Source organism: Phaeobacter sp. JH20_08, assembly GCF_048056635.1.
GTDB lineage: Bacteria > Pseudomonadota > Alphaproteobacteria > Rhodobacterales > Rhodobacteraceae > Phaeobacter > Phaeobacter bryozoorum.
Window position 1 is genome coordinate 46,789 of the sequence record NZ_JAYMVV010000004.1, and the last position, 24,924, is coordinate 71,712.

The 24,924-nt window shown below is 63.3% G+C and carries 21 protein-coding genes; 11 read left to right on the forward strand and 10 right to left on the reverse strand.

Annotation, left to right across the window (positions count from 1 at the left end; genetic code table 11):
• Entirely contained in the window at positions 1 to 753 is a 753-nt protein-coding gene (locus VWY75_RS01915) for a MipA/OmpV family protein (RefSeq protein WP_416537860.1), read from the reverse strand.
• A 100-nt stretch (positions 754 to 853) separates the two neighbouring features.
• Entirely contained in the window at positions 854 to 1,420 is a 567-nt protein-coding gene (locus VWY75_RS01920; protein ID WP_340547770.1) for a hypothetical protein, read from the reverse strand.
• A gap of 295 nt (positions 1,421 to 1,715) precedes the next feature.
• Between VWY75_RS01920 and VWY75_RS01925 the strand changes: the two genes are divergently transcribed.
• Both VWY75_RS01925 and VWY75_RS01930 read left to right on the forward strand, forming a co-directional pair.
• Complete coding sequence (locus tag VWY75_RS01925; RefSeq protein WP_416537861.1) at positions 1,716 to 2,066, forward strand: ArsR/SmtB family transcription factor; 351 nt, start codon at positions 1,716 to 1,718, stop codon at positions 2,064 to 2,066.
• Positions 2,063 to 2,476 carry an SRPBCC family protein gene (locus VWY75_RS01930; protein WP_340547772.1) on the forward strand — a complete coding sequence of 138 codons (414 nt, stop codon included), beginning with the start codon at positions 2,063 to 2,065 and terminating at the stop codon, positions 2,474 to 2,476. The genes VWY75_RS01925 and VWY75_RS01930 overlap by 4 nt, the downstream gene beginning before the upstream one ends.
• Positions 2,477 to 2,519: 43 nt before the next feature.
• On the opposite strand, the gene VWY75_RS01935 is transcribed toward VWY75_RS01930, so the two are convergent.
• From VWY75_RS01935 to VWY75_RS01950, 4 genes are all read right to left on the reverse strand, one after another.
• Positions 2,520 to 3,455 (reverse strand): hypothetical protein, encoded by a 936-nt coding sequence (locus VWY75_RS01935; RefSeq protein ID WP_416535310.1) that lies wholly within the window; start codon positions 3,453 to 3,455, stop codon positions 2,520 to 2,522.
• Positions 3,456 to 3,753: 298 nt separating this feature from the next.
• Positions 3,754 to 5,724, reverse strand: a complete 1,971-nt coding sequence (locus VWY75_RS01940) for an ATP-binding protein (protein WP_416541598.1) — start codon at positions 5,722 to 5,724, stop codon at positions 3,754 to 3,756.
• Between the two features lie 227 nt (positions 5,725 to 5,951).
• Complete coding sequence (locus tag VWY75_RS01945; protein WP_416535312.1) at positions 5,952 to 7,034, reverse strand: ParB/RepB/Spo0J family partition protein; 1,083 nt, start codon at positions 7,032 to 7,034, stop codon at positions 5,952 to 5,954.
• Between the two features lies 1 nt (position 7,035).
• Entirely contained in the window at positions 7,036 to 8,406 is a 1,371-nt protein-coding gene (locus VWY75_RS01950; protein WP_340547776.1) for an AAA family ATPase, read from the reverse strand.
• A gap of 793 nt (positions 8,407 to 9,199) precedes the next feature.
• Here VWY75_RS01950 and VWY75_RS01955 point away from each other — a divergent pair.
• Genes VWY75_RS01955 through VWY75_RS01965 form a run of 3 tightly spaced genes read left to right on the forward strand, consistent with a single transcriptional unit; the run spans position 9,200 to position 11,634 of the window.
• Positions 9,200 to 10,477 carry a replication initiation protein gene (locus VWY75_RS01955; RefSeq protein WP_416537900.1) on the forward strand — a complete coding sequence of 426 codons (1,278 nt, stop codon included), beginning with the start codon at positions 9,200 to 9,202 and terminating at the stop codon, positions 10,475 to 10,477.
• A 57-nt stretch (positions 10,478 to 10,534) separates the two neighbouring features.
• Entirely contained in the window at positions 10,535 to 10,732 is a 198-nt protein-coding gene (locus VWY75_RS01960) for a hypothetical protein (protein WP_416535313.1), read from the forward strand.
• 59 nt (positions 10,733 to 10,791) lie between these two features.
• Positions 10,792 to 11,634: a DUF1206 domain-containing protein gene (locus VWY75_RS01965; RefSeq protein WP_340547778.1), complete on the forward strand. Its 843-nt coding sequence runs from the start codon at positions 10,792 to 10,794 to the stop codon at positions 11,632 to 11,634.
• Between the two features lie 78 nt (positions 11,635 to 11,712).
• On the opposite strand, the gene VWY75_RS01970 is transcribed toward VWY75_RS01965, so the two are convergent.
• Entirely contained in the window at positions 11,713 to 13,170 is a 1,458-nt protein-coding gene (locus VWY75_RS01970; protein ID WP_416537863.1) for a multicopper oxidase family protein, read from the reverse strand.
• Between the two features lie 97 nt (positions 13,171 to 13,267).
• Positions 13,268 to 14,203 carry a hydrogen peroxide-inducible genes activator gene (locus tag VWY75_RS01975; RefSeq protein ID WP_340547780.1) on the reverse strand — a complete coding sequence of 312 codons (936 nt, stop codon included), beginning with the start codon at positions 14,201 to 14,203 and terminating at the stop codon, positions 13,268 to 13,270.
• Positions 14,204 to 14,464: 261 nt separating this feature from the next.
• Here VWY75_RS01975 and katG point away from each other — a divergent pair, with 261 nt between their 5' ends.
• Positions 14,465 to 16,633 (forward strand): catalase/peroxidase HPI, encoded by a 2,169-nt coding sequence (gene katG, locus VWY75_RS01980; RefSeq protein ID WP_416537864.1) that lies wholly within the window; start codon positions 14,465 to 14,467, stop codon positions 16,631 to 16,633.
• Between the two features lie 73 nt (positions 16,634 to 16,706).
• Here katG and VWY75_RS01985 read toward each other — a convergent pair whose 3' ends face one another.
• Positions 16,707 to 17,156, reverse strand: a complete 450-nt coding sequence (locus tag VWY75_RS01985; RefSeq protein ID WP_416537865.1) for an RrF2 family transcriptional regulator — start codon at positions 17,154 to 17,156, stop codon at positions 16,707 to 16,709.
• A 150-nt stretch (positions 17,157 to 17,306) separates the two neighbouring features.
• Here VWY75_RS01985 and hmpA point away from each other — a divergent pair, with 150 nt between their 5' ends.
• Positions 17,307 to 18,497, forward strand: a complete 1,191-nt coding sequence (hmpA, locus tag VWY75_RS01990; RefSeq protein WP_416537866.1) for an NO-inducible flavohemoprotein — start codon at positions 17,307 to 17,309, stop codon at positions 18,495 to 18,497.
• Between the two features lie 108 nt (positions 18,498 to 18,605).
• Here the strand turns inward: hmpA and VWY75_RS01995 are convergent, their stop codons facing one another.
• Positions 18,606 to 19,451 (reverse strand): universal stress protein, encoded by an 846-nt coding sequence (locus VWY75_RS01995; RefSeq protein WP_340547784.1) that lies wholly within the window; start codon positions 19,449 to 19,451, stop codon positions 18,606 to 18,608.
• Positions 19,452 to 19,878: 427 nt separating this feature from the next.
• On the opposite strand from VWY75_RS01995, the gene VWY75_RS02000 reads away from it, so the two are divergent.
• From VWY75_RS02000 to VWY75_RS02015, 4 genes are read left to right on the forward strand one after another with little or no spacing between them, the layout of a single operon-like run.
• Complete coding sequence (locus VWY75_RS02000) at positions 19,879 to 21,123, forward strand: ATP-grasp domain-containing protein (protein WP_416537867.1); 1,245 nt, start codon at positions 19,879 to 19,881, stop codon at positions 21,121 to 21,123.
• Between the two features lie 47 nt (positions 21,124 to 21,170).
• Positions 21,171 to 22,592 (forward strand): FAD/NAD(P)-binding protein, encoded by a 1,422-nt coding sequence (locus VWY75_RS02005; RefSeq protein ID WP_416535319.1) that lies wholly within the window; start codon positions 21,171 to 21,173, stop codon positions 22,590 to 22,592.
• A complete protein-coding gene (locus VWY75_RS02010) occupies positions 22,592 to 23,677 on the forward strand; it encodes an AbrB family transcriptional regulator (protein WP_416537868.1) in 1,086 nt (361 codons plus the stop codon). Before VWY75_RS02005 ends, VWY75_RS02010 begins: the two co-directional genes overlap by 1 nt.
• The gene (locus VWY75_RS02015) at positions 23,670 to 24,857 is read left to right on the forward strand and encodes an ATP-grasp domain-containing protein (protein WP_416537869.1); all 1,188 of its coding nucleotides are present in this window, start codon (positions 23,670 to 23,672) and stop codon (positions 24,855 to 24,857) included. Before VWY75_RS02010 ends, VWY75_RS02015 begins: the two co-directional genes overlap by 8 nt.
• Positions 24,858 to 24,924: the final 67 nt, after the last annotated feature.

The window sequence follows — 24,924 nt, forward strand, 5'->3', positions numbered from 1 at the left end:
TCAGAAGCTGTAGATCAGGCCAAGCCCGACCGAATAGCTATCCTTGGTATTGGTCAGCGGGCTGTCGTGAACCTTCTTGTCGATCAGCTGATAATTCACCGTCCCCAGCACCGACAACGTGTCGCTGATCGGGTAGACCATGGTCATATCCACAAACGGCTCGGTGGTGGAGCCAACATCATAGGCGGCCCGCTGCGCGTTCGCCTCGCTGGCGGACACCCCATAAAGGAAGTTGTTCAGCTTGCCGTCGCGCATCCGCGCCCCGGCGCCAATATCGACACCCAGCTGGCCCATCTGGAACTCGGTCCCGAATTTGGCCTCCGCGTGATAGCCGTCATGCTCATTGGAGACATCCACCATCGCGCTGCCCGCCACATAGAACCCGTCAAAACGATAGGTCATGTCAAATCCCGCCTCGATCGGTGTGCTGCGCTTCAGCCCGGCAAACAGCGGCTTGTTCTCCGGGTAATCCGGCTTTTCGCCCGCACCCACGCGCACCGAAACCTGCAGGTCCTCGCTGTTCAGAATATGATAGGCGACCCCGTCCCAGCCCAGATGCAGCCGGTCGCTGTCATAGGACACAAACGGCAGGGCGGCGGCCTCGGTGCTTTCGCCCTTGTAAAGGTCGGAGGAGGCAAACGCCCCCAGCCCGAGGGTAAACTGGCCGTTGGAAAACAGCCCCTCGGCGGCGGCGCCAGATGCGCCCGCCAGACTAAACGCGGTCACAAGAGCGGCGCTGCGATAAAAATTCATGGTCTTATCCTTTTTCAGATCGTGTTTTAGGTCTTGGGTATGGGTTTCGGGACGCCCCGGCGCGCCCTCGTCAGGGCGAGCGATGCTGGCCAGCTGCGGATCAGCGCAGCCGGTGGGTGATATCGGCATGGACCACGCAAGGCTCGGCTGAACCGATCTGCCGGACCATGCGCGGCGGAAAGCTGATCGTGGCCACTGCCTTCTGATCAATCAGCCCCTCCGAAATCACCCGTGTCTGCAACTCGGTCACGGTGGTGACCTTGCCGAACAGGGTGCGCTCGACCTCGGTCATCACCCCTTCCCAGCGGTTGGGGCTGGTGCGGGTCCAGTTGATATCTACCTCCCAGGCCGCATTGAGCTGATTCAGATCCAGTGGTTTGGAAAAATGCAGGGGCTTGGAATAAAGCACCTCATCCTTTGCATCGGACTCGATCTCGCGCCGCAGCGTCGCCGAACAGCCGCTGACCGACCGGAACTGCATCAGCGCCAGCCAATGCCCGTCGCGCGGCTGGATATCATCGCTGCCGGTTCCGGCGCTGGTCGCAGGGGTGGCCCCGATGGCAAACCCCAGTGCGATGCAGAACACCACCGGCAGCAGCGGCACGGCGCGCCGATACCGCCGCAGCGCAGAGGTCAGATAACGGGACTGAAACGAAGGTCTGAGCATGGCGGGGTCTCTCTCTGGTCAGATATTCCGGTTGCGCAACAGCAGGGCTGTGGAGGGCAGGCCATCCGCCGCCTCGCCCTGACCCTAGCCAGAGCGGAGCAGCCCCGTCGTCCAACCGGGCCGGAAAGGACGCCAGACTGCCCGTCCCGGCAGGACAGGACGCCGGACAGCACGGTTTTGCCCCCGACCAGCGGGGGGGTCCGGCGCGATGCCGCAGAATCAGGCTTGACGCGAAACCATAAGGTATCATATTAAAAGGATACCAAACGGTATCATATAAGGAGCAGATACCGCCATGTCACAGCAGACGCCGGACCAGCAGAACCACCAGCAGCCGGAGCAACTGGCCTTTCGCGCCCTGGCGGATCCGACACGCCGCCAGATCCTCCGGCTGCTGGCGCAGGACAGCCTCACCATCGCCGAGGTTGCGGAGAATTTTCAGATGACCCGCGCCGCGGTGAAGAAACATCTCACCATTCTGGACGAGGGCAATCTGATCTCGGTCCAGACCGAGGGCCGCGCCCGGCTCAATCACCTCAACCCGGATGGGCTGCGGCAAGTGTTCGACTGGTTCGGCTTCTTTGATGCCTTCTGGGACGACCGCCTTGCGACGCTCAAATCCGAAATCGAAAAGGACATCCAATGACCGATACGATCCTGCGCAAATCCATCTATCTGCGGGCCACCCCGGCCCAGGTCTGGGCCTATCTGACAGAGCCGGAGAAACTGGCGATCTGGTTCCACAAACCCCAGACCCCGCTGGTCGAAGGCCCCTATGAGATGTTCGGCACCGAAAGCGGCAAGCGGCTGATGTGGGGCGAGGTGCTGCTGGCGGAGCCCTTCACCCGCCTTGACTACAGCTTTACCATCGCGCCGATGGGCGATGGCACCAGCACCGTGTCCTGGACGCTAGAGGAGGTGCCCGGCGGCACCAATCTGTCGCTGACCCACACCGGCCTGCCACAGGGGGTCGAGGCCTTTGACCTGTTGCTGGCGCTGGACAAGGGATGGGACGAACATCTGGGCCGGATGCGGGCCTCCGCCCACGACAGCTGAGCATCGCAGCGGGCCGGACCTGCCGTTCGCACAGGTCAAAGGCTCAGTCGATAACGGTCACGCCGGGCAGGCTGCGGATCAGATCGATATCCGCGAAATAGCGCTCTGTCATCTCATCGACGAATCCCTGCGACCAGCCCGGCAGGTCAATTTCCTCTTCCACCGCATCCTCCGCGTGGAAATAGGACAGGAACAGCTCGCGCACCTGATTGCGCTGCTGTTCCGAAAGCTTCGGACGCTCGGCCAGATAGGCCTCCAGCCGCCGGGTGCCTTCCTCCGTCATCGCCTGACGCAGAATATCCGTCTCACCGGTGAACCGGTAGCCCGCGCCCAACCCGGTGACATGTCCCAGCACCTGCGGCCAGACCACCGGCGTTTCCTCATTGCACCAGACGGTGATCGCGCAATCGGGATTTGCGGTCAGGATATCGCCGACCACCTCTGACCAGCGCAGCTCCATCAGGTCGGTATCCCCGGCAAACCCGTACCAATCCTTCTGCGACTGCGCGGCAAACCCGGCCGGCACCAGCGTCGCCGGATTGCGCAGACCCAGGAAAAACTCGCAGCGATGATCGGCAAACACCGCCCGCAGCGCGGCGGTATTGGCACCGGCATTGCGGTAAAGCCGCCCGTCATTCAGCATCCAGGCCGGCACGCCCAGAATCGCCGACATCGACAGCACCACCCGCGCCGGATCCGCGTCGCGCAGAACCCCCTCGAGAAAGTCTTCGCACGCCTCGTCGCTGACCCCCTCCTTTGCGGCGCGGCCCTTCAGATCGGTCAGGTCTTTCAGATAGGTTCCCGGTCGGCGCACCAGCACGCCATCCTGCAACAGCCGCGCCGAATCCCGGCGCAGCGACCAGATCAGCTGATCCTCATCGGTGAACGGCGCCCCGATATGCAGCGCAACCGTCAGATCTCCTGCCCCGCCTCCAGATGTGGAGCCGGTCACGCCAGAGATGGTCTGCGGTTCTGTCATCGTCAAACTCCGCCTTGGGGTCGCCGGATCACAACCCGCGGCCCATAACAGGCCGCCCCAGCCCCGATGTCACAATAAGGTTGCCCTTAAGACCATAATTAACGGGGTGTTTGTCTTTGTTTTGTCCCAATTTTGTCCTTAATGCAGCCGCCGCACGCAGGCCGGGCCGATCAGGTGTCAGCCCGTGTGTAGCCAGCCCGCGGAAGAAGAGTCAATGCAACCGCAGGGATTGGTCTGTAATGCCTTTGTTAGAGCCTGAATTTATGGATCCCAAGCGCGCAGCTGGCCCGGAACAGGTCTAGCCGACAAGCTGCTTCGGCGCGGCGTCACGCTTCGCGAGGGGGCGAGGAAAACTCACCTCAAAGACCGCACCACGAGGCTGGGCCGCCGAAACCTGCACGGTTCCGCCCCAGCTCTCCACGGTTTTCTTGATAAACGCCAGCCCCAGCCCGCTGCCTTCGGTCGAGGAGGACAGCCGGTGGAACGGGGCAAAGATCCGCTCGCGGTGTTCCTCCGGGATGCCCGGACCATCGTCGCGCACCGAGATCGTCACCGCATCGGGACCCGTTTTCGCGCTCAGCACCAGATGGCCGCGTTCCCGGTCGTGATGCTGAAAGGCGTTGGCGATCAGGTTGCGCATCACCATGTCAAAGGCGATCGGATTGACCTGTAGTTCCGGCATCCCCGCTTCGATGATCACCTCGAAACCGGCGCGCGGTCCGGCCAGTTCCAGCACCTCATGCAGGCGCTGCGATGGCTCGATCACCTCCGCCTGATGGCTCTCGCTATGGGTGGTGGAATAGACCAGCAGATCCTGCACCAGCTGCATCATCCGCTGCGACAGGCGTTCCATTTCAACCCAGTTAGAGCGGACGCCGTCGGGCAGATCTATCCCGGCTTCCTGCATGTCCTCGGCCACGAAATCAATCAGGTTGAGCAGGCTGAACAATGGCGCCTTCAGATCATGTGCCGCAATGGCGGAGAGTGTGCGCAGATCCTCGTTGACCACCTCCAGCGACCGGGCCTGCGCGGCAATCAGATCCTGCTGTTCCTGCAAGCGGGTCACATCCACCCGCAGGGAGGCAAAATGCCGGGGCCCCAGCTTGACATCACGGGCCTGAAACACCCGGCCATCCGTCGCGCGCACTGTCCGTGGCTCGGATCTTCCGCGCTGCAGATCCTCAACAACCTGATCAACAAGGGATACAATCTGCGCATCGGTGTAGGGGTTTTCGATGGTGCCATCCATATAGGATTTCACGATCATCTGCTGCATCGTCGCGCCCTTTTTCAGGGCCGCCACCATGCCGGGAAAGATCAGTTCAAACCCATGGTTCCAATGCACCGCCCGCAGGTTGTGATCATAGATCACGATGGCCGCAGCCACCTCATCCAGTGCCTCAACCAGCAGTTGGTCGCCAGCGCGATCTCTCAGCAACTGATTGGATTTGTTGCGATAATAATGGAACCAATAGCCCAGCGTCAGGATGACCGCCACCAGAACGGCACCGATCAGCAGGCCCCAGCGCACCAGAATATTGTCCCAGATCGTGCGCGACTGGCCAAACCATTTCTTGTCCAGATCGCGCAGCAAGTTGGCGTCAACACTTGCCGCAATGGCGGCGTCCAGCTCATCGCGCAGCGCCTCCTGCCCCGGCGCCACCAGGAACCCATAGGGGCTGCTGACTAGCGGCGGTGACAGCACCCGGACATGGTCGTCAACCTCAGCCATCCGCAGCCGCCGCAGGAAACTGTTGTGGCCTGACACCACCACATCAATCTCACCGGTCAGAAACGGCAGGATCTGGGTGTCCATCGAGGCAAATTCGACCATCTCGGTGAAGGGGATCTGGCGGGCACCGTCAACGGCGAAACTGCCGCTGACCACGCCTATATCCATTCCAGCGAGATCATCCAGCTCGTAGAGCTGATCGCTCTTGCGGACAAAGGCCCGCATCTCAAACGATCCAAGCGTGCGCGTGGCCAGCCCGGCGCTCAAACGCTCCGGCGTCAGCGCCAGAAGCGATGTCACATCCGCCCGGCCCAGACGCAGCTCATCCAGCATACCGGCCGGGTTTGTGTTGGGCTGAAACACGACCTCCCGCCCCGCCGCGCTGGCGATATGCCGCATCAGGTCGATCGACACGCCCTTTGGATATCCGTCAATATCGGTAAAGGAATAGGGCGGGTATTCCTCATAGGTCATCCGGATCGGTTCGGCCTGCCCCATGCTGGCCAAAGTCGGAACACCGACGAGAGCGAAGAACAACAATACCGCCAGGCGCCGTATCGTGAATGAAAATAGTACCTGCAAGTGCCGTCCCGCTGTGCATACCCCTCAAGCCACCCATCTGGTCAAAAATGTCTGAACCTATCGTTAAAACGGGACGGTACCTACAGTTTTACCCATTAATCCCCGTAAAAAGCGCCCCAGCCGCCGAGGTCGACAGCTGGGGCGAACAGAACAGACGGGTGAGCGGCCATTCCGGGCAGCCCTCAGTCCAGGGTATCCTCGATCAATGCCAGCAGGGCCTCCACCTGCGCGGGGTCGAGGCTGCGGCCCTTGAGGTCGATTCGCACCGCCGTCGGCGCCACCTCAGCCGACAGGTCCCCTCCCGATTGCAGCCGCCGCGCGGCCAGCCGGGTGACCTGCCGGGGGCGTCCGCCACGCGGCTTGGCCTCCGCCACCGGGTCCATATCCGACAGCGCGGTTTCCAGAAGCCGCCATTCCGCCCGCTCATCCGCCGGATCCGCCCCGGCCAGCGCGGCACGCAAGGCGCCCTGCCCGCCCGACCGCAGCGCCGCCGCCAGTTTCAGCCCGGCCTTCTCCGACAGCGCATTGGGATAGCGCAGCAGATCGCCCAGCCCCTCATGCACGGCGGCAAAGCTGCGCACCTTGGAGCGTTTCGCCTTTGACGCCGCCGCAAACAGCGCCTCAACCGCGGCCTCGACCGAGGCAAACACCCCCTGCCCCGCCACCAGCACCGCAATGCGCCCGCGTTCATAGGGCGTCAGATTGGCGCGCAGCTCGTTTTCCTCGATCATCGCCACATAGGCGCCCGCACTGTCCGCGCCCCGCCGCAGAAACGCGGGGATCTCGGCAAACCCATCTTCGCTCCGATTCAGCCGCGCATAGGCTTCCAGACGGCGAAAGCCCGACACCAGACCGTAGCCATCGTCCAGCGCGATCACCTCAACCGGGCTGCGCAGACCGTGGGCGCGGATAGAACTGATCAGCTCGTCCAGCTCCTCCTCGTCGATCTGCATCCGGTCGCGGCGCAGATAGTCGCGGTCAATCTCTGCCAGCGGAATGCGCAGCACGGTTTCACCGGCAGTCTCAGCCGCGCGCCAGCGTTCGGCGTCTGCCTTGTCGCGGGCCATCTCGACCCGGTCCGCCACCGCCGCCATCCCGCGCAGCTGTGCCGCCTCGGCCGAGACCTTGGCAATCGGCGGCGCGCTGGCCGGGACGCCACCGGGCGCCGGGTCAAAGGGGTTGATGCCGGGTTTCGCCGCGAAACCCTCCTCGATGGCTTCGATTTCGGATGCGTCGGGGGCGCTCAGCCGTCTGCGTTTTGCCATGTTACTCCGCCTCTTCCATCTGGGTGTCACGCCACCAGCTGCCGATGAGCAGCTCCTTGAACTCCGCATAGGTCCGATCAAAGGTTTCGCGACCGCGTACATAGGTATCGCGGTTGAAGTCGCGATAGTCTGCTTCGTAGATCCCATTCACCTGTTCTCCCGCCTGCCCAACAAGGGCGGTGACATCCTGACGGTAGGCGTTCATGAAATCTCCGAAATAGGCCTGGATCACATTCGCCATGTCCGTCTGCTGACTGGCGTCAAAGCGCGTGATCAGCGCCCTCACTACATCCCATTCAAATTTAATTTCCGGCAAACCCGCCGCGCGCTGTGCCATATTCTCGCCCTCCTCGATGGAGGCGAAGGTGGAATAAAGCATGTCGAAAAACCGCCCCGTCGAATCGAACTCCAGAAACGATGCCCCCAGCGGCACCAGCAGGATATCCGCCGCCGCCAGCGCGTTGATGGTCAGATAGCCAAGCGCCGGGGGGGTGTCGAGGAAGACGATATCGTAATCGTCCAGAATGCCCTCCTGCTCGAGGAAGTTGCTCAGCGCATCCCACAGCGGCCAGCTGCGCAGCCCCATGCGCCAGACCGGAATCTGGAATTCCGCCCAATACAGGTTCAGCTGCGCGCCGATCAGATCAATATTCGACCAATGGGTTTTCTGGATGACGTTTCGCGACGAAACCCGCAGCGCCTCGTTCAATGTCTCATCCAGCGGCAGTTCCGGCTCTCCAGCGGCGGCGCGCACGGCGTTTTCCGCAACCACGGATTTGGCGTAATCCTTGGCGATCAGCGGAAAGACGGTGGACCATTCGTCCTCAACCTTGCCGCCCAGGATTGAGGTCATCGACCCCTGGCTGTCCAGATCAATGACCAGCACCTTGTAGCCATCCAGCGCAGCCGACATCGCCAGATGCGCCGCCGTCGAGGTCTTGCCAACGCCGCCTTTGAAATTGGCAACCGCCGTCACCTTGGCCGGCACGCCCTTGGGCCGGTAGGGCAGATATTCCTTGGTCGAGATCCCTTCAGAGGCAAAATGCCGCCGCAGCGCCAGCACCTCCTCAAGAGTGAACCATTTGGAGCCGCCTTCACCCTCGCCCTGCGGCAGGTCGGGGTGGTTCTTCAACACCCGACGCAGATGCTGTGGCGCCACCGGGATCAGATAGCGGGTGATCTCCCAGGTGGAGAATTTACGCAGCCGTTTTTCGCCGTCGGGCGCATAGCCGCGCCGGGCCAGATCCTCGCGCCCTTTGGTGCACATGGCGGCGGCCTTGGCGAACCGTGTGGTCTGGATCGGATCCGGCAGCTTGGCGGCGGCCTGTTTGGGATCCAGATTGAAATACGGGGGCAGGGGAGGCGATGTCATGTTGCGGCTCGATCTCGGTGCATGTGGATGCGTGTTATCGCGCGTGTTTTCTATTTGCGCTTATATGCCAGAGAATAGGGAACATCTTGCAGGCTGCCTAGGTCATATGGACCCGCAAGGGCAATTTTTGCAGGTGCTTCAATCCACCTCTGCCCGGTTTCGCCGCGAAACGTTCGGCTTTTCCTTGGAAAACTCAAAAATAGATGACAGCTAAACGTTTATATTTTTTAGAATCTTTAGAGTCTTTGGTTCCGGTTTAACATTCAATTACAGTCAGTTACCCCAGTTTGGGGACCCGCATCCGGTACAAGAGGCACCTGGACACGGGATGAAAGGCACCCGTATGCGGGATAACAGGCGCCTGAAAGCGGGGCAAAAGGCGCCGATTCTCAGGATGGCGCTGCACACCGGCAGTCCGGTGTCAGAGGTGCTACCAGCCCGATGCTAGACCGAATGACAGCCATAAAATAGAGCCTGTTGCGCCATTTTTGACACTGATTGGCGGAAATTCCTGTTGCGCCCCCAGCGCGCGCTCTTGGCCTCTGCGGCGCAACGGCGGGTCGGATCATGCGATCATGGGGCATCGCCGCGATTCGCAACAGGGCGTCATTTGCCACGATTGATCCCGTGAACGGGTCCCTTTCGGCGTGGCGGTGGCCGCTGCCCGGAACCGGTGCCAAAGACAAATGTCGGCCGACCCAATAACAAAGGAACCCATGTGCGGTTGTCGCATAGGTTCCTTTTGTGGCAGGGTATGGCGCAATTGAGGCCCATGATGACAGGCAGTGATTCCATGGCAGAGCCCGGCTTTGACACAGAGCGGCTGACCGGCGCGTTGACCCGCGAAACGGTCAAGAAGAATGTCGCCGCGATCCATATCAGCGGCAAGCTGACGCTGTTGCAGCGCAAGCTGTCGAATGTGCTGCTGCTCAATGCCTATGACACGCTGACCTCGGCGCGCAGCCATACCATCGACGCGCGCACCTTGGCGATGATGGTGGGGTATAATTCCAACGATATCGACAGTCTGCGCGCCAGCCTGCGGGCGCTGGCCGAAACCGTTGCCGAATGGGACATGCTGGACGAACAGGGCCATCAGGAATGGGGCGTCTCGTCGCTGCTCAGCTTTGCCAAGCTGAAAAATGGGATCTGCGAATATGCCTATTCGCCGGAGCTGGCCAAGAAACTGCACGACCCCAAGATCTTTGCTCTGATCAACGTCAAGATTCAGCGCAATTTCAGCTCCGGTCACGGGCTGGCGCTTTATGAAAACTGCTATCGTTTTGTGCGCACCGGATCGACCGGCTGGTGGGGGCTCGATATCTTTCGCAAGCTGATGGGGGTGGATGGCTCCGCCTATTACGAGAGTTTCAAACATCTCAACGCCAAGATCATCAAACCGGCGGTGGCCGAGGTCAATAAATCCTCCGACATCATCATCGAGCCGCAGACCCGCAAGAAAGGCCGCGCGGTCAGCGAAATCCGTTTCCTGATCCGTGAAAATCCGCAGATGGCGATGTTCCAGATCGACGACAGCGATGGGCTGCGCCAGCAACCGGTCTATAAGGCGCTGCGCGGGCAGGGCGTGTCAGACCGTCTGGCGCGGCAATGGATCACCGAACACGGGCCGGATTACGTTCAGCAGAAACTGGATTACGTGGCCGGGCAGGGGGCGGTGAAATCGCGGCTTGGCTATCTGCGGGCGGCGATTGACGGCGATTACAGCGCGACAGCAGAGGCCGGAACCCCGCCGCCGATCACAGCCGAGGAGGAGGCCCGCATCCGCGAGGCCCGTCTGGCACGCGAGGCGGAGGCCGCCGCAGAGGCCGCCGCCTTTGACGCCCGCGCCGCAGCCCGCCGGGACCGGGCGCGGCATCTGGAAACTGTCGAGGCGCTGGTTTCGCGGCGAAACCCGACCCAGCGTGACGCAGACAAACGGCTGTTCCTGTCGCGGCTGGAGAGCGATCTGGACCGCGAGCATTTCCGTCAGCACGGTTGGCGCTCGGCGCTCAATGCTGCGGCCATCATCGCCTTCTGGCGTGAGCTGGAGCCGGAGGCCTTCGACAGCTAGCGCGGTCCCGGCAGGGGGCGCAAGGGAACCAACAGCGGTCTGCCGCGTTGGTCCGGCATGGTCTATTTTCTATTCAACCCCTTTGCGCTGAGCCTGCTGCGGACGCTGCTGGCGGTCCTGCTGTCGGGTCTTGCCGCCCTGATCCTGCTGTCGATGCTGACCCAACCGGCCCGCGCGGGCGGAGCGCAGGCGCTGGATCCTGCACCGGTCGGATCTGTCGCGCCGTTTGCTCGACCCGCCGCACCGGGGTCGTGACCGCCCGCTGTCATTTTTCACCTGCCATGCCGCAGGCACCATCGTCAGGAACCCTCGCCATGTCCGCAGACCGCACCACCGATCATTCCGCCCGTGATTTCGCCTGGGCCGTGCCGATCATGCGGGCGGGCTACGCCGGGCGCGGGCTGGTCTACCTGCTGGTTGCGGGTCTGTCGCTCTGGTCGATCCTGAATGGCGGAGAGGCGGAGGGCACCGCCGAGACGATGCAGCGGTTTCGCAGCGGCTGGGGCATCGCGGTGCTGCTGGTGATCGCGCTGGCGATGCTGGCCTATGCCATCTGGAGGGCGGTCGACGGGATCTGGGATCTTGAAGATTATGGCAGCGACCTCAAAGGAGTGGTGGCAAGGGCCGGGATGATCATCACCGGTCTGGTGCATCTGGGGCTGGCCGCGCTTGCCATCATTGTTGCGGTTGGGGTCAGCCGGGGCGGTGGCGACACTGGCGTCGTACAGCAGCTGTTTGCCTCTCCGATGGGTCAGCTGGCGGCGGGGATCATTGGGGTGATCACCATCGCCGTCGGGTTCTACTATCTGCACAAGGCCTGGACGCAGGGCTACCTTGACCATCTACAGGGCAACCCGGTCACCCGCCATCTGAACATGGCGCTGCGCATCGGGCTGGCCGGGCAGGGGGTTGCAGTGGGCATCATCGGCCTGCTGATCGTACAGGCCGCCACCTATTCCTCCCGCAGCGAGGCGGGTGGTCTGGGGTCGGCCTTTGACTGGCTGCAATCCAAAGCCTATGGCCAGGCGCTGGTGATCGCCCTCTGCCTTGGTCTTCTGGGGTTTGGCCTGTTCTGCTTTGTCAACGCGCGCTACCGGATCGTGCCACGGGCCGATGCCTCCGGCACGCCGTCGCTGCGGCAATTGCTGAACGGCTAAGGCCGTTCCCCGACCAAGCGATCAGGTGACCGCGCCACACCGGCGCGTGCCTCTCCGCGCAGGGGCGGAGACGGCAGGTCAGGCCAGCACGCGGATATAGCCCGCCAGCCCGGTTTTCTGATGTTCGATCACATGGCAGTGGAACGCCCAGTCGCCCGGATTGTCGGCCACCAGTGCCACCTCGATGATTTCATCCTTCAGCAGCAGCGCGGTATCGGTCCAGTTGGACGGCAGGCTGCGCCGGTTTGACCGCAGCGGGCGGAACACCAGACCGTGCAGGTGGATCGGATGGGCGTTGGGGCTTTCATTGCGCAGCCGCAGGATCACGCTTTCGCCGCGGTTGAGCACCAGCAGCGGGGCGGCGCCGGGGGTGTCGGGAGCGGCAGCGTCACCGGGCCAGGGTTTGCGGTTGATCGACCAGAAGCTATAGCCCAGCGAGCCGCAATAACCGTTCTCCTGCGCGCCGCCTTCGGGCGTCCAGCCAAAAACCAGATCCTCGGTGCGCGCTTTGGTCAGATCCGGCTCAGGCACGTCATTGGCGGGCAGCGGCGACAGCTCGGCCAGATCGCGGCCAAGGCTGGGACCGGTGGCGCGGATCCGGGCGAGCCGCCGCGGTCCGCCGGGAAAGTCGGTCATCACGTCAACATACGCGCCTTCGATCCGGGGCATCTGCACCGCGATATCCAGACGTTGGCCGGGTGACAGCAGGGCAGGGGCCTTATCGGTGGGCCAGTCGATGGCCTCGCGCAGCGGGTGACCATCGGAGGCAATCACCTGACCGGAGGCACCCAGCACAAAGGGTTTGTAGATCCGCGTGGTATCGGTGGCCGCAAGCCGCAGCCGCGCCAGCCCGCCGGTGGGGGCCTCATAGGTCGGGTCGCTGTCCCAATTGGCGGTTATGATGGTGCCAAAGGTGCCCGCCCGCGCCGCCCCGCGCGCAGTCCACAGCTTCAGCCATTCGCCATTGGGGCGCAGTCGGAAATCGCGCAGGTTCAGGGCAATATCGGCGTCAAATCCGGGGTCTTCGGCCTCTTCCACCACCAGCACGCCGGTCAGCCCCATGGCCATCTGGTTCATCGTCATGCAATGCGGGTGATACCAGTAGGTGCCGGCATCCATCGGGGTGAAGTGGTAGTCGAAACTCTCCCCCTCGCCGATGGGGAATTGCGTCAGATAGGGGACCCCGTCCATGGCATTGTCCAGCCGGATGCCGTGCCAGTGCATTGCCGTGTAATCGGGCAGGGTATTGGTGACCCGCGCGGCAAAGGGCTGACCCTGTTTGAGGCGGATGACCGGCGGCGGCCCGTCAGGGCGGGTCGAGATCAGGTCATCAGTGGGCTGATCGGCGATGGTGTAGCGGGCGCGCTGGATGTGGATCGGCAGAGGCACCGCCGTGGGTTGGGCGCTGGCCCGCGCCCTGGCCGGGGTGGTGAGCTGCGCGCCCGCCAGCCCCAGTGGCGCCAGCATCCCGGCGGCCCCTGTCAATTGCAGCGCGCGGCGGCGGCTCAGGCGGGGCGAAGGTCTGTCTGCGGTCATGGTTCTACCGGTTGCGGGAGAGGCTGCGGGCAGGCTAGCGGGTTTGGCTGGCGGGTGTAAGATCCGGCGACAGGGCTGCGGCGGAATTACCCGCCCTCTATGTGCCGGTCAGCGAGCCGCGGGCCTGCCGCAGGACGGTGCCGATCTTGCGGAACAGATCGGCGCGCACGCTGGTTGGCCGCCAGCCGAGGGTCACCCGGCGCGGGCAGGCATCGGCAAGCGGCGTCATCACCACATCCTGTCCCGCCGCAACCCCGGCATCGACCGCGAGATCGGGCAGCAAGGTGATCCCCAGCCCCTCGCTCACCATGGAGATCAGGGTGGAGAGCGAGGTGGCGGCAAAACTGTCGTCGCGCTGGATATCGCGATCGGGAAAGGCGCTGAGCGCGTGATGATGCAGACAATGGCCCTGTTCGAGCAACAGCAGCTGTCGCCCGTCCAGATCGGCCCCGCGAAGGGCGGTGTCGGCCCCGGCGCTGAGGTCAGAGGCGGGCGGCGGCGCGGCAAGGTGATAGCCGTCGTCGAACAGATGCAGGGTTTCCAGCCCGGAGGCGGCATAGGGTTCGGCATAGATCACCAGATCCAGCCGCCCGCTGTGGACGCCTTCCAGCAGCTGGCCGGTCAGTTCCTCGCGCAGGTAGAGTTGCAGATCGGGAAAGCTGGATTTCAGCGCAGGCATGGCGCGGGGGATCAGGAAGGGACCGATGGTGGGGATTGCGCCCATCCGCAGGGTGCCGCCTTCGGGTCTGGCCTGAGCGGCGGCAAGCTCCTCGATCTCGCGGCTGTCCTGCAACAGCTTGCGGGCGCGTTCGGCAATCTGGGCGCCGACCGGGGTGAGGATGACCGAGCGTTTGGTGCGCTCTGCCAGGGTGACGCCGAGCCGCTCTTCCAGCTCCCGCAGGCCGACGCTGAGCGTCGGCTGGCTGACAAAGCATCTGGCGGCGGCGCGGGAAAAGTTCAGCTCATCCGCAACCGCCACAAGGAAGCGCAGCTGTCGCAGGGTGAGGCTGGTGTTATAGGGGGCGTCTATCATCTTGCGTTTTTTAATCCGGTTTTACGAAGGCAGGCAAGCTGTGCCGATCAGGTTCTCGCCCCGACTCAGGTGGCATGTGCTAGGGTGGGCGACAGCAGGGGACGGGGAATTTCTGATAGCTATTTCCTATATAAGAAATCCTGATTTATCATTTCTTATAATCACGATCCACTGCTAGCCTTTGCCCGGAGAGGCCCGGTCCCGGCGTATTGTCAGGGAGGAATGCCGGCGCGTCATGACCCAAGACCCAGGAGAGACAACATGCAGCAAGGTGACGGAAACACAGGCGGAAAATGCCCGGTTCTGCACGGAAGCAACACCAACACCAGCGCCGGTGTGGCAGATTGGTGGCCCAATGCGCTGAACCTCGACATCCTGCACCAGCACGACCGCAAGACCGACCCGATGCCCGAGGGGTTCGACTACCGCGAGGCGGTGAAATCCCTGGATGTTGAGGCGCTGAAGGCGGATCTGACGGCGCTGATGACCGACAGCCAGAGCTGGTGGCCCGCCGATTGGGGCACCTATGCGGGTCTGATGGTGCGGATGGCCTGGCATTCGGCCGGCACCTACCGCGCGGCGGATGGCCGGGGTGGGGCGACCACCGGCAACCAGCGCTTTGCACCGCTGAACTCCTGGCCGGACAACGTCAATCTGGACAAGGCGCGCCGTCTGCTGTGGCCGATCAAACAGAAATACGGCAACAGCCTGTCCTGGGCCGATCTGATCGCACTGGCGGGCAATATTGCTTATGAGTCCGTTGGCTTGCCGACCTATGGTTTCTCCTTTGGCCGCGAGGATATCTGGTCGCCGGAAAAAGACGTCTACTGGGGCGCGGAAAAGGAATGGCTGGCCGCAGGGCGCTATGAGGATGGCGCGGATCGCGACTCGCTTTCCAACCCGCTGGCGGCCGTACAGATGGGCCTGATCTATGTGAACCCCGAAGGTGTCGGCGGCGAACCGGATCCGCTGCGCACGGCGCAGGATGTGCGGATCACCTTTGATCGCATGGCGATGAACGACGAGGAAACCGTGGCGCTGACCGCAGGGGGCCACACCATCGGCAAGGCGCACGGCAATGGCCGCGCCGATGCGATTGGCAATGATCCCGAAGGCGGCAGCCTGATCGAACAGGGTCTGGGCTGGAGCAACAGCAACGGCACCGGCCATGGGCGCGACACCATGTCCAGCGGCATCGAAGGCGCCTGGACCACCAATCCGACCAAATGGGACAATGGCTATTTCTACCTGCTGTTCACCTACGACTGGGAGCTGAAGAAAAGCCCGGCAGGCGCCTGGCAGTGGGAGCCGGTCAACATCAAGGAAGAGGACAAGCCGGTGGATGTGGAGGATCCCTCGATCCGTCACAACCCGATCATGACCGATGCGGATATGGCGATGATCAAGGACCCGGAATACCGCAAGATCTCCGAACGGTTCTACAAGGATCCGGCCTATTTCGCGGATGTCTTTGCCCGCGCCTGGTTCAAGCTGCTGCACCGCGATATGGGGCCGCGCAACCGGTATATCGGCCCGGAGGCCCCGCAGGAGGATCTGATCTGGCAGGACAATGTGCCCGCTGGCAGCACCGGCTATGATGTGGCCGCGACCAGGCAGCTGCTGCGCGATTGCGGCCTGTCGCAGGCCGATATGATCGCCACCGCCTGGGACAGCGCGCGGACCTTCCGTGGATCTGACCTGCGCGGCGGGGCCAATGGCGCCCGGATCCGTCTGGCGCCGCAGAAGGACTGGGTTGGCAATGAGCCGGAGCGTCTGGGTCGCGTGCTGGAAACCTATGAAGGGATTGCCGAAAAGAGCGGCGCGAGCCTTGCCGATGTGATCGTTCTGGGGGGAGCTGTGGCGATTGAGGCCGCCGCCGAGGCTGCCGGTTTCGCCACCGAGGTGCCCTTTGCCCCCGGTCGTGGCGATGCCAGCGCCGAGCAGACCGATGTTGCCTCTTTTGCGGTGCTGGAGCCGGTTCACGATGCTTTCCGCAACTGGCTGAAGGGCGATTTCGCCGCCTCGGCGGTGGAGATGATGCTGGATCGGGCCCATCTGATGGGGCTGACCGCCAAGGAAATGACGGTTCTGATCGGCGGCCTGCGGGTGCTGGGTGTCAACCATGGCGGCCGCAAGCATGGGGTCTTTACCGACCGCGAAGGCGCGCTGAGCACCGATTTCTTTGTCAATCTGCTGGACATGGGCAATGTCTGGCGCGCGGCGGGCGATGAGGTCTATGAGGTCGCGGATCGCCAGAGCGGCGATGTGAAATGGACCGCCACCAATGTGGATCTGGTGTTCGGCTCCAATTCCATCCTGCGCGCCTATGCCGAGGTCTATGCCCAGGATGACAACCGCGAGAAATTCGTCAGAGATTTCGTCGCAGCCTGGACCAAGGTGATGAACGCCGACCGGTTCGATCTGCACTGACCCGATCCGATTTCACGGATGATGAGCTAAACGACCCCGTCCGGCAGCTGATGCCGGGCGGGTTTTTCATGGCTCAGGTCGGGGTGGAGCCGGCAGCGCCGCCTTCGGTTGCCAGAAGCGGTGCAAGCACCGGGGCAGGGGCCTCGATCAGATCGCTGAGACGGTATTTCATCAGCACCTCGGCAAAGGCCTGCGCTGCCTCGCAGAGCACCCCTTTGAGGCGGCAGTTGCCGACCAGCAGGCAGCTGCTGCAATCGACGATCTCCATCGGTTCGCCCATCGCCTGCACCACATCGCCGAGGCGAATCTCTGCCGGATCCATGTCCATCTGCACCCCACCCGACCGGCCCCGAATGCTGCGGATATAGCCGTGGCGGACCAGTTCGCTGATGATCTTCATCACGGAACTGACCGGCAGCTGGTGCATGCGGCTCAATGTCTCAATCTCGAACATCTGCTCGGGCCGGCTGCCCAGCAAAATAAGGAGCCTCAGCGCGTAGTCGGTTTTCAGATTCAGCTTCATTGCGGGCTCCGGGTGGCGGCATCTGCGGTGTTTAATATTCATTTCGGTTGAATGTTTGTATAGCGGAAATATACATTCAGCTGAAATGAATGTTTTACCACGGCCACCCGGATATCCCGGTTCCGGCCAAAGCAGAGAAGGACCAGACCCATGGCACAGCCCCTGTCAGAGCAGACCAAGGCGATTGTGACCGCAACCGTTCCCGCGCTGGAGGCCCATGGCGGCGCCATCGTTGCGCAGATGTATGAGCGCCTGTTGGCGGATGCGGAAATCCGCGCCCTGTTCAACCAGTCACATCAGCAGAACGGGTCCAGCCAGCACGCGGCGCTGGCCAATGCGATCCTGGGCTACGCCCGCAATATCGACAATCTGGGCGCGCTGAGCGGCGTGGTGGAGCGGATCGTCAACAAACATGTCAGCCTGCAGATCAAGCCCGCGCATTACGCCCATGTGGCGACCGCGCTGCTGGGGGCGATCGAGGCGGTGCTGGGCGATGCGGCAACGCCGGAGGTGCTGGACGCCTGGGGGGCCGCCTATTGGTTCCTTGCCGATCTGCTGATCGCGGCGGAAAGCAGGATGTATGAGGAGATTGCCGCAGCGGAGGGCGGCTGGGAGGGCTGGCGCGATTTTGCCATCATCGGGATCCTGCGCGAGAGCGCTTCGGTCAAATCCTTTGTCCTGCGGCCGGTGGATGGCGGTGCGGTGCTGCGGCACAAGCCGGGGCAATATCTGTCCTTTGATTTCGATAGCCCCGAGACCGGCAAGGCGCGGCGGAACTATTCGATCTCCTGCGCGCCGAACGGGGAATACTACCGGATCTCGGTCAAGCAGGAGCCGGGTGGCGTGATCAGCGGCTGGCTGCATGAGGTCGCGGCGGAGGGCACCATCCTGCGCGTGGCGGCCCCGGCGGGGGATTTCTATCTGAAGGATCAGGCGGAGGCGGAGGTGGTGCTGCTGTCGGCCGGTGTCGGGCTGACGCCGATGGTTGCCATGCTGGAGAGCCTGGCCGCGAATGATCGCAGCGCCACCTATCTGCACGCGGCGGTCGATGGCGACAATCTGGCGATGGAGGGGCTGAGCAAATCACTGGCGAAACGCAGTGTGATCTTCCTCGAAACGCCGAGCGAGGCTGACCGCGCCGCCGCGCGTTATGATGTGGAAGGGCGGATCACCCCGGACTGGCTGGCGGCGAATACCAATACCGCCGTTTCGGACTATTACATCTGTGGGCCAAAGGGATTCATGGCGATGGCCATTGCGGGTCTGCGGGCGGCGAATGTCGATATGGAGCGGATCCATTATGAGTTCTTTGGTCCGGCCGAAGATCTGGGTGTCGCCTGACACCTGACGCCCGACATCTGAGGGCTTGACCGGACCCGTGCCGGGATATGGCCGCGACGTTGAGCTGTCGCGGCCATATTGCGTGATGCCTGTCGCGTGATGCCCCTGTTAATGGGCGAGGAAGATCGGCAGCTCTGTCTGCTGGAGCATCGTGCGCGTGGTGCCGCCGAACATCGCCTGACGCATACGGGAGTGGCCATAGGCCCCCATCACCACCAGATCGGCGCCGATTTCGCGCGCCCGCGACTGGATGCTGGTGCCGATTTCCTGCCCGTTGCTGGCAAATTGCGACAGGGTGACGGCGCAGCCATGGTGGCTGAGCCAGGCGGCGATATCGGTGCCGGGATCCTCGCCATCGCGGCCATGGGACAGATCGGAGTCGATGCAGCCGATGATCACCTCGCTGGCCTTGCGCAGATAGGGCAGGGCGGCATGGGCGGCGCGCGCCGCTGACAGGCTGCTGTCCCAGGCGAGGAAAATGCGGTCGCGGTGGGCAAAGGGGCTGCCGTTCAGCATCAGCGGCACCGGGGACTGGAACAGGATGCCATAGGTGGCTTCGCGGAACACGGGATCCGGGTCGGTCAGATCGTCGGCGATCTGGGCAATGTCGCAGGTCAGCGCCCGCCGTGCGGCGACCAGACCGATATCATTGCCCGACCAGACCGCGAACTGCACGTCGCCGGGGCAGTTGCTGCGGGCCAGCAGCGTCTCGATGTCGTCGACACGTTTCTTGGCGGCGGCCTTGTTCTGGCGCAGGCGTTCCAACGGACCGTCCGAGGCAACCAGAGCGGCGTAACCGGAGTGGCCAAAGGCGAAACTGGGCGGACCGGGCAGCGCCTCCAGCAACAGGCAGGCGAGATGCGCCTCCTGTTCGGCTGCGGCCTCGGCGGCGGCGGTGATGGTCTCGTCGCGGGTGTCTTTGCTGAGGATGAAGAGGGATGTTCTGCGTTGCATGGCGTGCCTCCTGACGGGATGCGGCGGGCGGATCTGCCCGCGGCTGACGTCATTAGATCATCTGTGGCAGCGGCCGCCATGATCCTGATCAAGCCTCGGCCGGTTGTCGCGAGCGGGAGCAATGAGGCACAGCACGGGCGCGCGACCTGCCGGGGCTGACAGGCGATTTTGCAGCTGCGGCATCACGTCCTATTGCCGCAGTATACGATGGGATGCCGTCATGGGTTTGGACGGCGCGGCCATGTATTTCCAAAGAAATCACGGCAGGACAAAGGCGGAAAATCGCTCACCTTAACGTTGTGTAAGTTTCATAAAACTTCCGCTTGACGGATACAAAACATGCTGTAAGTTGCGTGCAAACACGTAAAAGGCGAAGAAAATTCTGCGCCGAAACCTGTTGAAACTTTGTCGAAGGTCCCGTCGTGTCATGAATATCATTCTCTTTGCGCCGCCAAAAATCCTTTTACAGCATAGTGTTACCGATTGGATTGAGGCGATTGGGCCAGCCAGCGTCATCCTGACCTGCGCCAGTGCCAAAGCGGCGTTGATGGACAGCTTTCCCGAGGGGCTGGATATCCGCTTCTTTCAGTATTTCAATGATAACGCGGAGGTGGAGCTGGCGGCGATCGAGATCGCGCGCGGCCTTGCGGATCCGGTCTGTGTCGCGCTGGCGGAGATTGACGTGCTGCGCGCCGCGCGGGTGAATGACTACCTCGGCGTGTCGACGGATGCTGCGGTGCAGCTCGACGCCTATCGCGACAAATACGCGATGAAGACCCGCGCGCGGGAGGCAGGGCTGCCGGTCAGCGACATGGCGGTGGTGCGCAATGCGATGGATATCCGCGGATTTATCAACAGCTGGGGGTATCCGGTTGTTCTGAAGCCCCGCGACGGGCGCGGATCAAACGGGGTCTGCGTGATCCGCGGGGCCGACGATCTGGCGGGATGGCTGGCGCGGCAGGACAGTACGACGTTTTACAACACGATGATCGAGCGGTTTGTCGCCGGCGATCATTATATCGTCAACGGGCTCTATGTGGATGGGCGCCCGATTGTGATTTCGCCGGTGCGGGTGCTGACCTCGGCGCTGGATTTCCTCGGCGGGCTTTCACATGATCTGCATATGCTGGAGCCGACGACGCCGCTGCGCGATCGGCTGGTGGCCTATTCCCGCCATCTGGTCGAAGAGGTGATGCCCTCGCCGCCGACGCTGTTGTTCCATCTTGAGGTCTTTGTCAGCCCGGATGGCACCATTGTCCTGGGCGAGATCGCCTCGCGGCTGGGCGGGGTGTTCTTCAACCAGGAAATGACCGAGGCCTGGGGGTTGGATCCGCGCATGACCTATCTGCGGGCGATGCGGGATCCGGGGTTTGAGAACACGGCACGGCCTGAGCCGATGCTGGAGCCCGTGCGGCTGGTTGGCCAGCTCTGCGTGCCGCCGCGCGACGGTGTGCTGCGCGCGGTGCCGGAGCGCTGTCCGTTCGAGTTCGTGCGTGCCTATCGGATGAGCGGCGTGGCGGGGCGGCAGTATGGTCAGATGGCCTATACCAATGCCGAGATCCTGAACGCCATCGTCGAGGGCGACAGCGAGGCGGAGCTGCGCGCGCGGCTGCGGCAGCTGGAGGATTGGTTCCACAGTGCCTGCCAATGGGAGACCAGCGCCGCGGCCTGATCCAGACCTGCCCCTGTTCGCCTGATGCCCAACAAAGGATCTACCACATGAAAATTGCTGTTCTCGGCGCGGGCTATGCCGGTGTCTCGGTCCTGGAGAATCTGGTCGCCACCCTGCCTGATCTGTCGGCGCTGTCGGTGGATGTCTTTGACAAGAGCCGCAGTTTTGGTCCCGGCGTGGCCTATCAGGAGGATGCCGAGACCAATCTGCTCAACCGGCCACTGAAGCTGATGTATCTGGCGCGCCGCAATGATTTCCGCGACTGGCTGCGCCAGACCGGGGCGACGGAGGCGGCAGCGGATGAGGATGGTTTCCTACAGCGCGCCCTGTTCGGGCGGTTCCTGCAAAGCCGGTTCGATGCGCTGAGCGGTCGGGTGCGCACCGCGGGGGGGCGGATCCGCATGATTGGCGCCGAGGTGGAGACGATTGCCCCCAGCCCGCGCGCCGATGCGCTCTACCGTCTGGGCTGGATGGGCAGCGTGTCCGATTATGATGCGGTTTACCTGTGTCTGGGCACCAATCTTGAGGCCGACCCCTATGGGCTGGGCGGCACGCCGGGCTATTTCCGCGCGCCCTATCCGGCGGCCCGCCTGAAGGCGCTGACCCGTTTGCGGGTGGGCATTCTGGGCTGTCGGCTGACCGCCTATGATGTGGCGCTTGGGGTGAATGGCCGACGGATGCTGATGACCTCGCGCCGGGCGGGGCTGCCCAAGGCGGTGACCGCCTATCGCCCGGTGACGCTGCACCATCTGACGCCGGCCGGTCTGGCGGCGCTGCGCAACGGCCCGGATGGCGGGCGGATTTCGCTGTCGGCGGTGATGGAGCTGTTTGAGGCCGAGATGCAGCATCAGGGGGTGGATGTCAGCTTTGCCGATCTGCTGCGCGGCGTCGACAGTGCCGACAATGATCTGGTGTCCAGCATTCTGGCCGAAACCAATATGCTGATCCCGCAGCTCTGGGCCAGTCTTTCGGATCGCGCCAAGGCGGCGTTCCTGCGCCATTTCCACCGGCTCTGGTCGAATATGCGGGTGCCGATCTCGCGCACCAATGCCGACCGTATCGCGATGTTGCAGGCCAGTGGCGCGCTCAGCCATCGCAGCGGGCTGCGCAATGTCAGCTTTCGCAATGGCCGCTATCGGATGGAGTTTGCCGATGGCATCGCCGAGGTGGATGCAGTGATCAATGCAACCGGCCTGCAGCGCGGGCTGGACGAAAGCAACCCGCTGATCCGCAGCCTGCTGGCGCAGGGCTTTGCCGAGCGGGACGCAACCGGCGGGATCAAGGTGCAGCTGGAGGATTGCCGGGTTTTGACCCGCGACGGGCGGCCATCGCCGGGCTTGTTTGCGCTGGGGCAGCTGACCTGCGGCACCTTCTATATGGTCAACAACATTGACGTGATCCACCATCAGGCACGCATTGCCACCGCATCGGCGCTGGCGCCGGCGGATATTCTGCGGAGCGTCGGCTGATGCTGCGGAATTTTGCGATCACCCTGCTGCTGGCCTGTGCCGGATCGGCGCTGGGATATCTGAGCGGGCTGCCGCTGGGGCAGCTTCTGGGGGCGGCGGGTCTGGTGCTGCTGGCCTGTCGATTTGGTCTGGCGCTGGCGACACCGCCGGCGGCCATTGTGGTGATCCAGCTGATCCTGGGCGCCAGCGTCGGGGCGCTGCTGAATGCCGAGATGCTGGAGGGCATGGCCGATCTGACCGTGCTTGCGGGGCTTCTGATCTGCATGTCGGCGCAGCTGGCGGCCGGGTTCACCTGGCTGTACCGGGTGGAAAAATGGACCCGCGCCGAGAGCCTCCTTGGGGCGGTGCCCGGCGCCATGGCGGCGGTGATGACCCTGACCGGCGAAGAGGGCAAGACCTCGGCCAAGATGGTCTTTGCCCATATGGTGCGGATGATCGCGCTGCTGGTTGCGGTGTTTCTGATCGCCGGTCCGCAGGAGGGATCGCAGGAGATCGCCGCATTGCCCGACGAGGCCGCCACAGGGGCGGGCACGCTGGCGGGCTACGCGATCTTTCTGCTGCTGGCGGCGGCGGCCTATGCGGCGGGGCGGGTGCTGGAGCGCTTTGCCATGCCGGCGCCCTATATGGTCACCGGTCTGATCCTGGCGGCGGGCACCAACCTTTGGCGCGGCAGCGATCCGATCGTGGTACCGGAACCGCTGGTGCTGTTTGCCATGGCGCTGCTGGGCGGGCTGATCGGCATCCGGCTGAAGGATATCACCCGCAGCGATATCGCAAGCTACCTGCGCGCAGGGCTGATCGTCACCTCGATCACCTTTGGGATCACGGTTGCCATGGCTTCGCTGTTCAGCCTGCTGACCGGTCAGCCGTTCCTGGTGCTGTTCATGTCCTGGGTGCCGGGTGGGGTCGAGGTGATGGTGGCCACCGCGCTGGCGCTGGGTCTGGAGCCTGCCTTTGTGATGCTGAACCATGTGCTGCGCATGTCGGTGCTGCATATCGCGCCGATGTTCATGAACCGCGAGATGTTCCGGTCCGCGCCTGATCCAATCCAACCGATGACAGATGACGGGGAACGCCATGTCTGAACCGCAACGCAATATCCTGATGATTGGCGGTCGCGATCACACCTTTGTCCGTATCGGCGAGATGGGGCTGCGCTACAGCGCGCTTCAGATCCGGTCCGATCTGACCGAGCTGCTGCTTGATCAGGCCGAAACCGTGGTGGTGACCGATTACGAGGATGTGAAAACCAGCGTCGCGCTGGCCCGCGCCCTGCATCGCAAGATGCCGTTTGATGCGGTGTTCTCCTTTGCCGAATATGGGTTTCTGACCGCCGCGCATATCGCCGAGGCGCTGGATCTGCCGAGCAATTGCCAGGTGCCGACGGTCCGGCTGACGCGCAACAAACGACGGATGCGCGAGACGCTGCGGGCGGCGGGTATCGAGGATGTGCCCTTTGCCCGCGTGCGCACGGTGGCGGAGATCGCCGAGTTTGTGGCGCGCCATGGCGACAGCATCGTCAAACCGGCCGAGGGCGGCGGCAGCGAGGGGGTTCATTTCGTCGATGGCTCCACCGATATTCAGACCGCATTGTCCCATGCGTTGCAGGTGGGCCGCGAGGAGCTGATCGCCGAGGCGTTTATTCCCGGGCCGGAATACAGTGTCGAAACCATGTCGGTTGGCGGTCGTCACCGGGTGCTTCAGATCACCGAGAAGACCACCAGCGGCGCGCCCTATTTCATCGAGAGCGGCCATGTGCAGCCCGCCGCCCTGAGTGCCGCGGATGAGGCCAGAATTGCCGAGCGGGTTCAGGCGCTGCTGGAGGCGGTCGGTTACCGGACCGGACCGGCCCATACCGAGGTAAAGCTGCACGACGGGGCGGTCTATATCATCGAGACCCAGACCCGCAACGGCGGTGACCAGATCTGGGAGCTGACCCTGGAAACCACCGGTGCCGATGTGTTCAAGGAGACCTTTGCCGCGGTGCTCGGGCTTGCCTATGATGCGCCGCCGCCCTCCACCGCGGCGATGGCGATCCGCTACATGCTGGCACAGGACCGCACATTGGATGCGATCACCGGGCTTGACTGCGCCGCCAGTTCCGAAGGTGTGGCGCGGGTGCATTCCTCTGCCAAACCGGGCACCCGCTATGATGCGGTGCTGTCTGCGGCCTCTCGGGTTGCCTATGTGCTGGCGCGCGGTGACAGCCGCGAGCAGGCGCTGGCCCATGCCGAGGCCGCCGTGGCCCGGATCGCGCTGAGGTAATGCGGCACCGGCCTGCGGCCCCCTGATCATCGCCTCAAATCAACGTCCCATGAAATCAAGTCCCATG

What these genes read in the sequence shown, in the direction of transcription:
- VWY75_RS01915 (WP_416537860.1), bottom strand. Translation starts at nt 753, where the DNA reads ATGAATTTTTATCGCAGCGCCGCTCTTGTGACCGCGTTTAGTCTGGCG.
- VWY75_RS01920 (WP_340547770.1), bottom strand. Translation starts at nt 1,420, where the DNA reads ATGCTCAGACCTTCGTTTCAGTCCCGTTATCTGACCTCTGCGCTGCGG.
- VWY75_RS01925 (WP_416537861.1), top strand. Translation starts at nt 1,716, where the DNA reads ATGTCACAGCAGACGCCGGACCAGCAGAACCACCAGCAGCCGGAGCAA.
- VWY75_RS01930 (WP_340547772.1), top strand. Translation starts at nt 2,063, where the DNA reads ATGACCGATACGATCCTGCGCAAATCCATCTATCTGCGGGCCACCCCG.
- VWY75_RS01935 (WP_416535310.1), bottom strand. Translation starts at nt 3,455, where the DNA reads ATGACAGAACCGCAGACCATCTCTGGCGTGACCGGCTCCACATCTGGA.
- VWY75_RS01945 (WP_416535312.1), bottom strand. Translation starts at nt 7,034, where the DNA reads ATGGCAAAACGCAGACGGCTGAGCGCCCCCGACGCATCCGAAATCGAA.
- VWY75_RS01950 (WP_340547776.1), bottom strand. Translation starts at nt 8,406, where the DNA reads ATGACATCGCCTCCCCTGCCCCCGTATTTCAATCTGGATCCCAAACAG.
- VWY75_RS01955 (WP_416537900.1), top strand. Translation starts at nt 9,200, where the DNA reads ATGGCAGAGCCCGGCTTTGACACAGAGCGGCTGACCGGCGCGTTGACC.
- VWY75_RS01960 (WP_416535313.1), top strand. Translation starts at nt 10,535, where the DNA reads ATGGTCTATTTTCTATTCAACCCCTTTGCGCTGAGCCTGCTGCGGACG.
- VWY75_RS01965 (WP_340547778.1), top strand. Translation starts at nt 10,792, where the DNA reads ATGTCCGCAGACCGCACCACCGATCATTCCGCCCGTGATTTCGCCTGG.
- VWY75_RS01970 (WP_416537863.1), bottom strand. Translation starts at nt 13,170, where the DNA reads ATGACCGCAGACAGACCTTCGCCCCGCCTGAGCCGCCGCCGCGCGCTG.
- VWY75_RS01975 (WP_340547780.1), bottom strand. Translation starts at nt 14,203, where the DNA reads ATGATAGACGCCCCCTATAACACCAGCCTCACCCTGCGACAGCTGCGC.
- katG (WP_416537864.1), top strand. Translation starts at nt 14,465, where the DNA reads ATGCAGCAAGGTGACGGAAACACAGGCGGAAAATGCCCGGTTCTGCAC.
- VWY75_RS01985 (WP_416537865.1), bottom strand. Translation starts at nt 17,156, where the DNA reads ATGAAGCTGAATCTGAAAACCGACTACGCGCTGAGGCTCCTTATTTTG.
- hmpA (WP_416537866.1), top strand. Translation starts at nt 17,307, where the DNA reads ATGGCACAGCCCCTGTCAGAGCAGACCAAGGCGATTGTGACCGCAACC.
- VWY75_RS01995 (WP_340547784.1), bottom strand. Translation starts at nt 19,451, where the DNA reads ATGCAACGCAGAACATCCCTCTTCATCCTCAGCAAAGACACCCGCGAC.
- VWY75_RS02000 (WP_416537867.1), top strand. Translation starts at nt 19,879, where the DNA reads ATGAATATCATTCTCTTTGCGCCGCCAAAAATCCTTTTACAGCATAGT.
- VWY75_RS02005 (WP_416535319.1), top strand. Translation starts at nt 21,171, where the DNA reads ATGAAAATTGCTGTTCTCGGCGCGGGCTATGCCGGTGTCTCGGTCCTG.
- VWY75_RS02010 (WP_416537868.1), top strand. Translation starts at nt 22,592, where the DNA reads ATGCTGCGGAATTTTGCGATCACCCTGCTGCTGGCCTGTGCCGGATCG.
- VWY75_RS02015 (WP_416537869.1), top strand. Translation starts at nt 23,670, where the DNA reads ATGTCTGAACCGCAACGCAATATCCTGATGATTGGCGGTCGCGATCAC.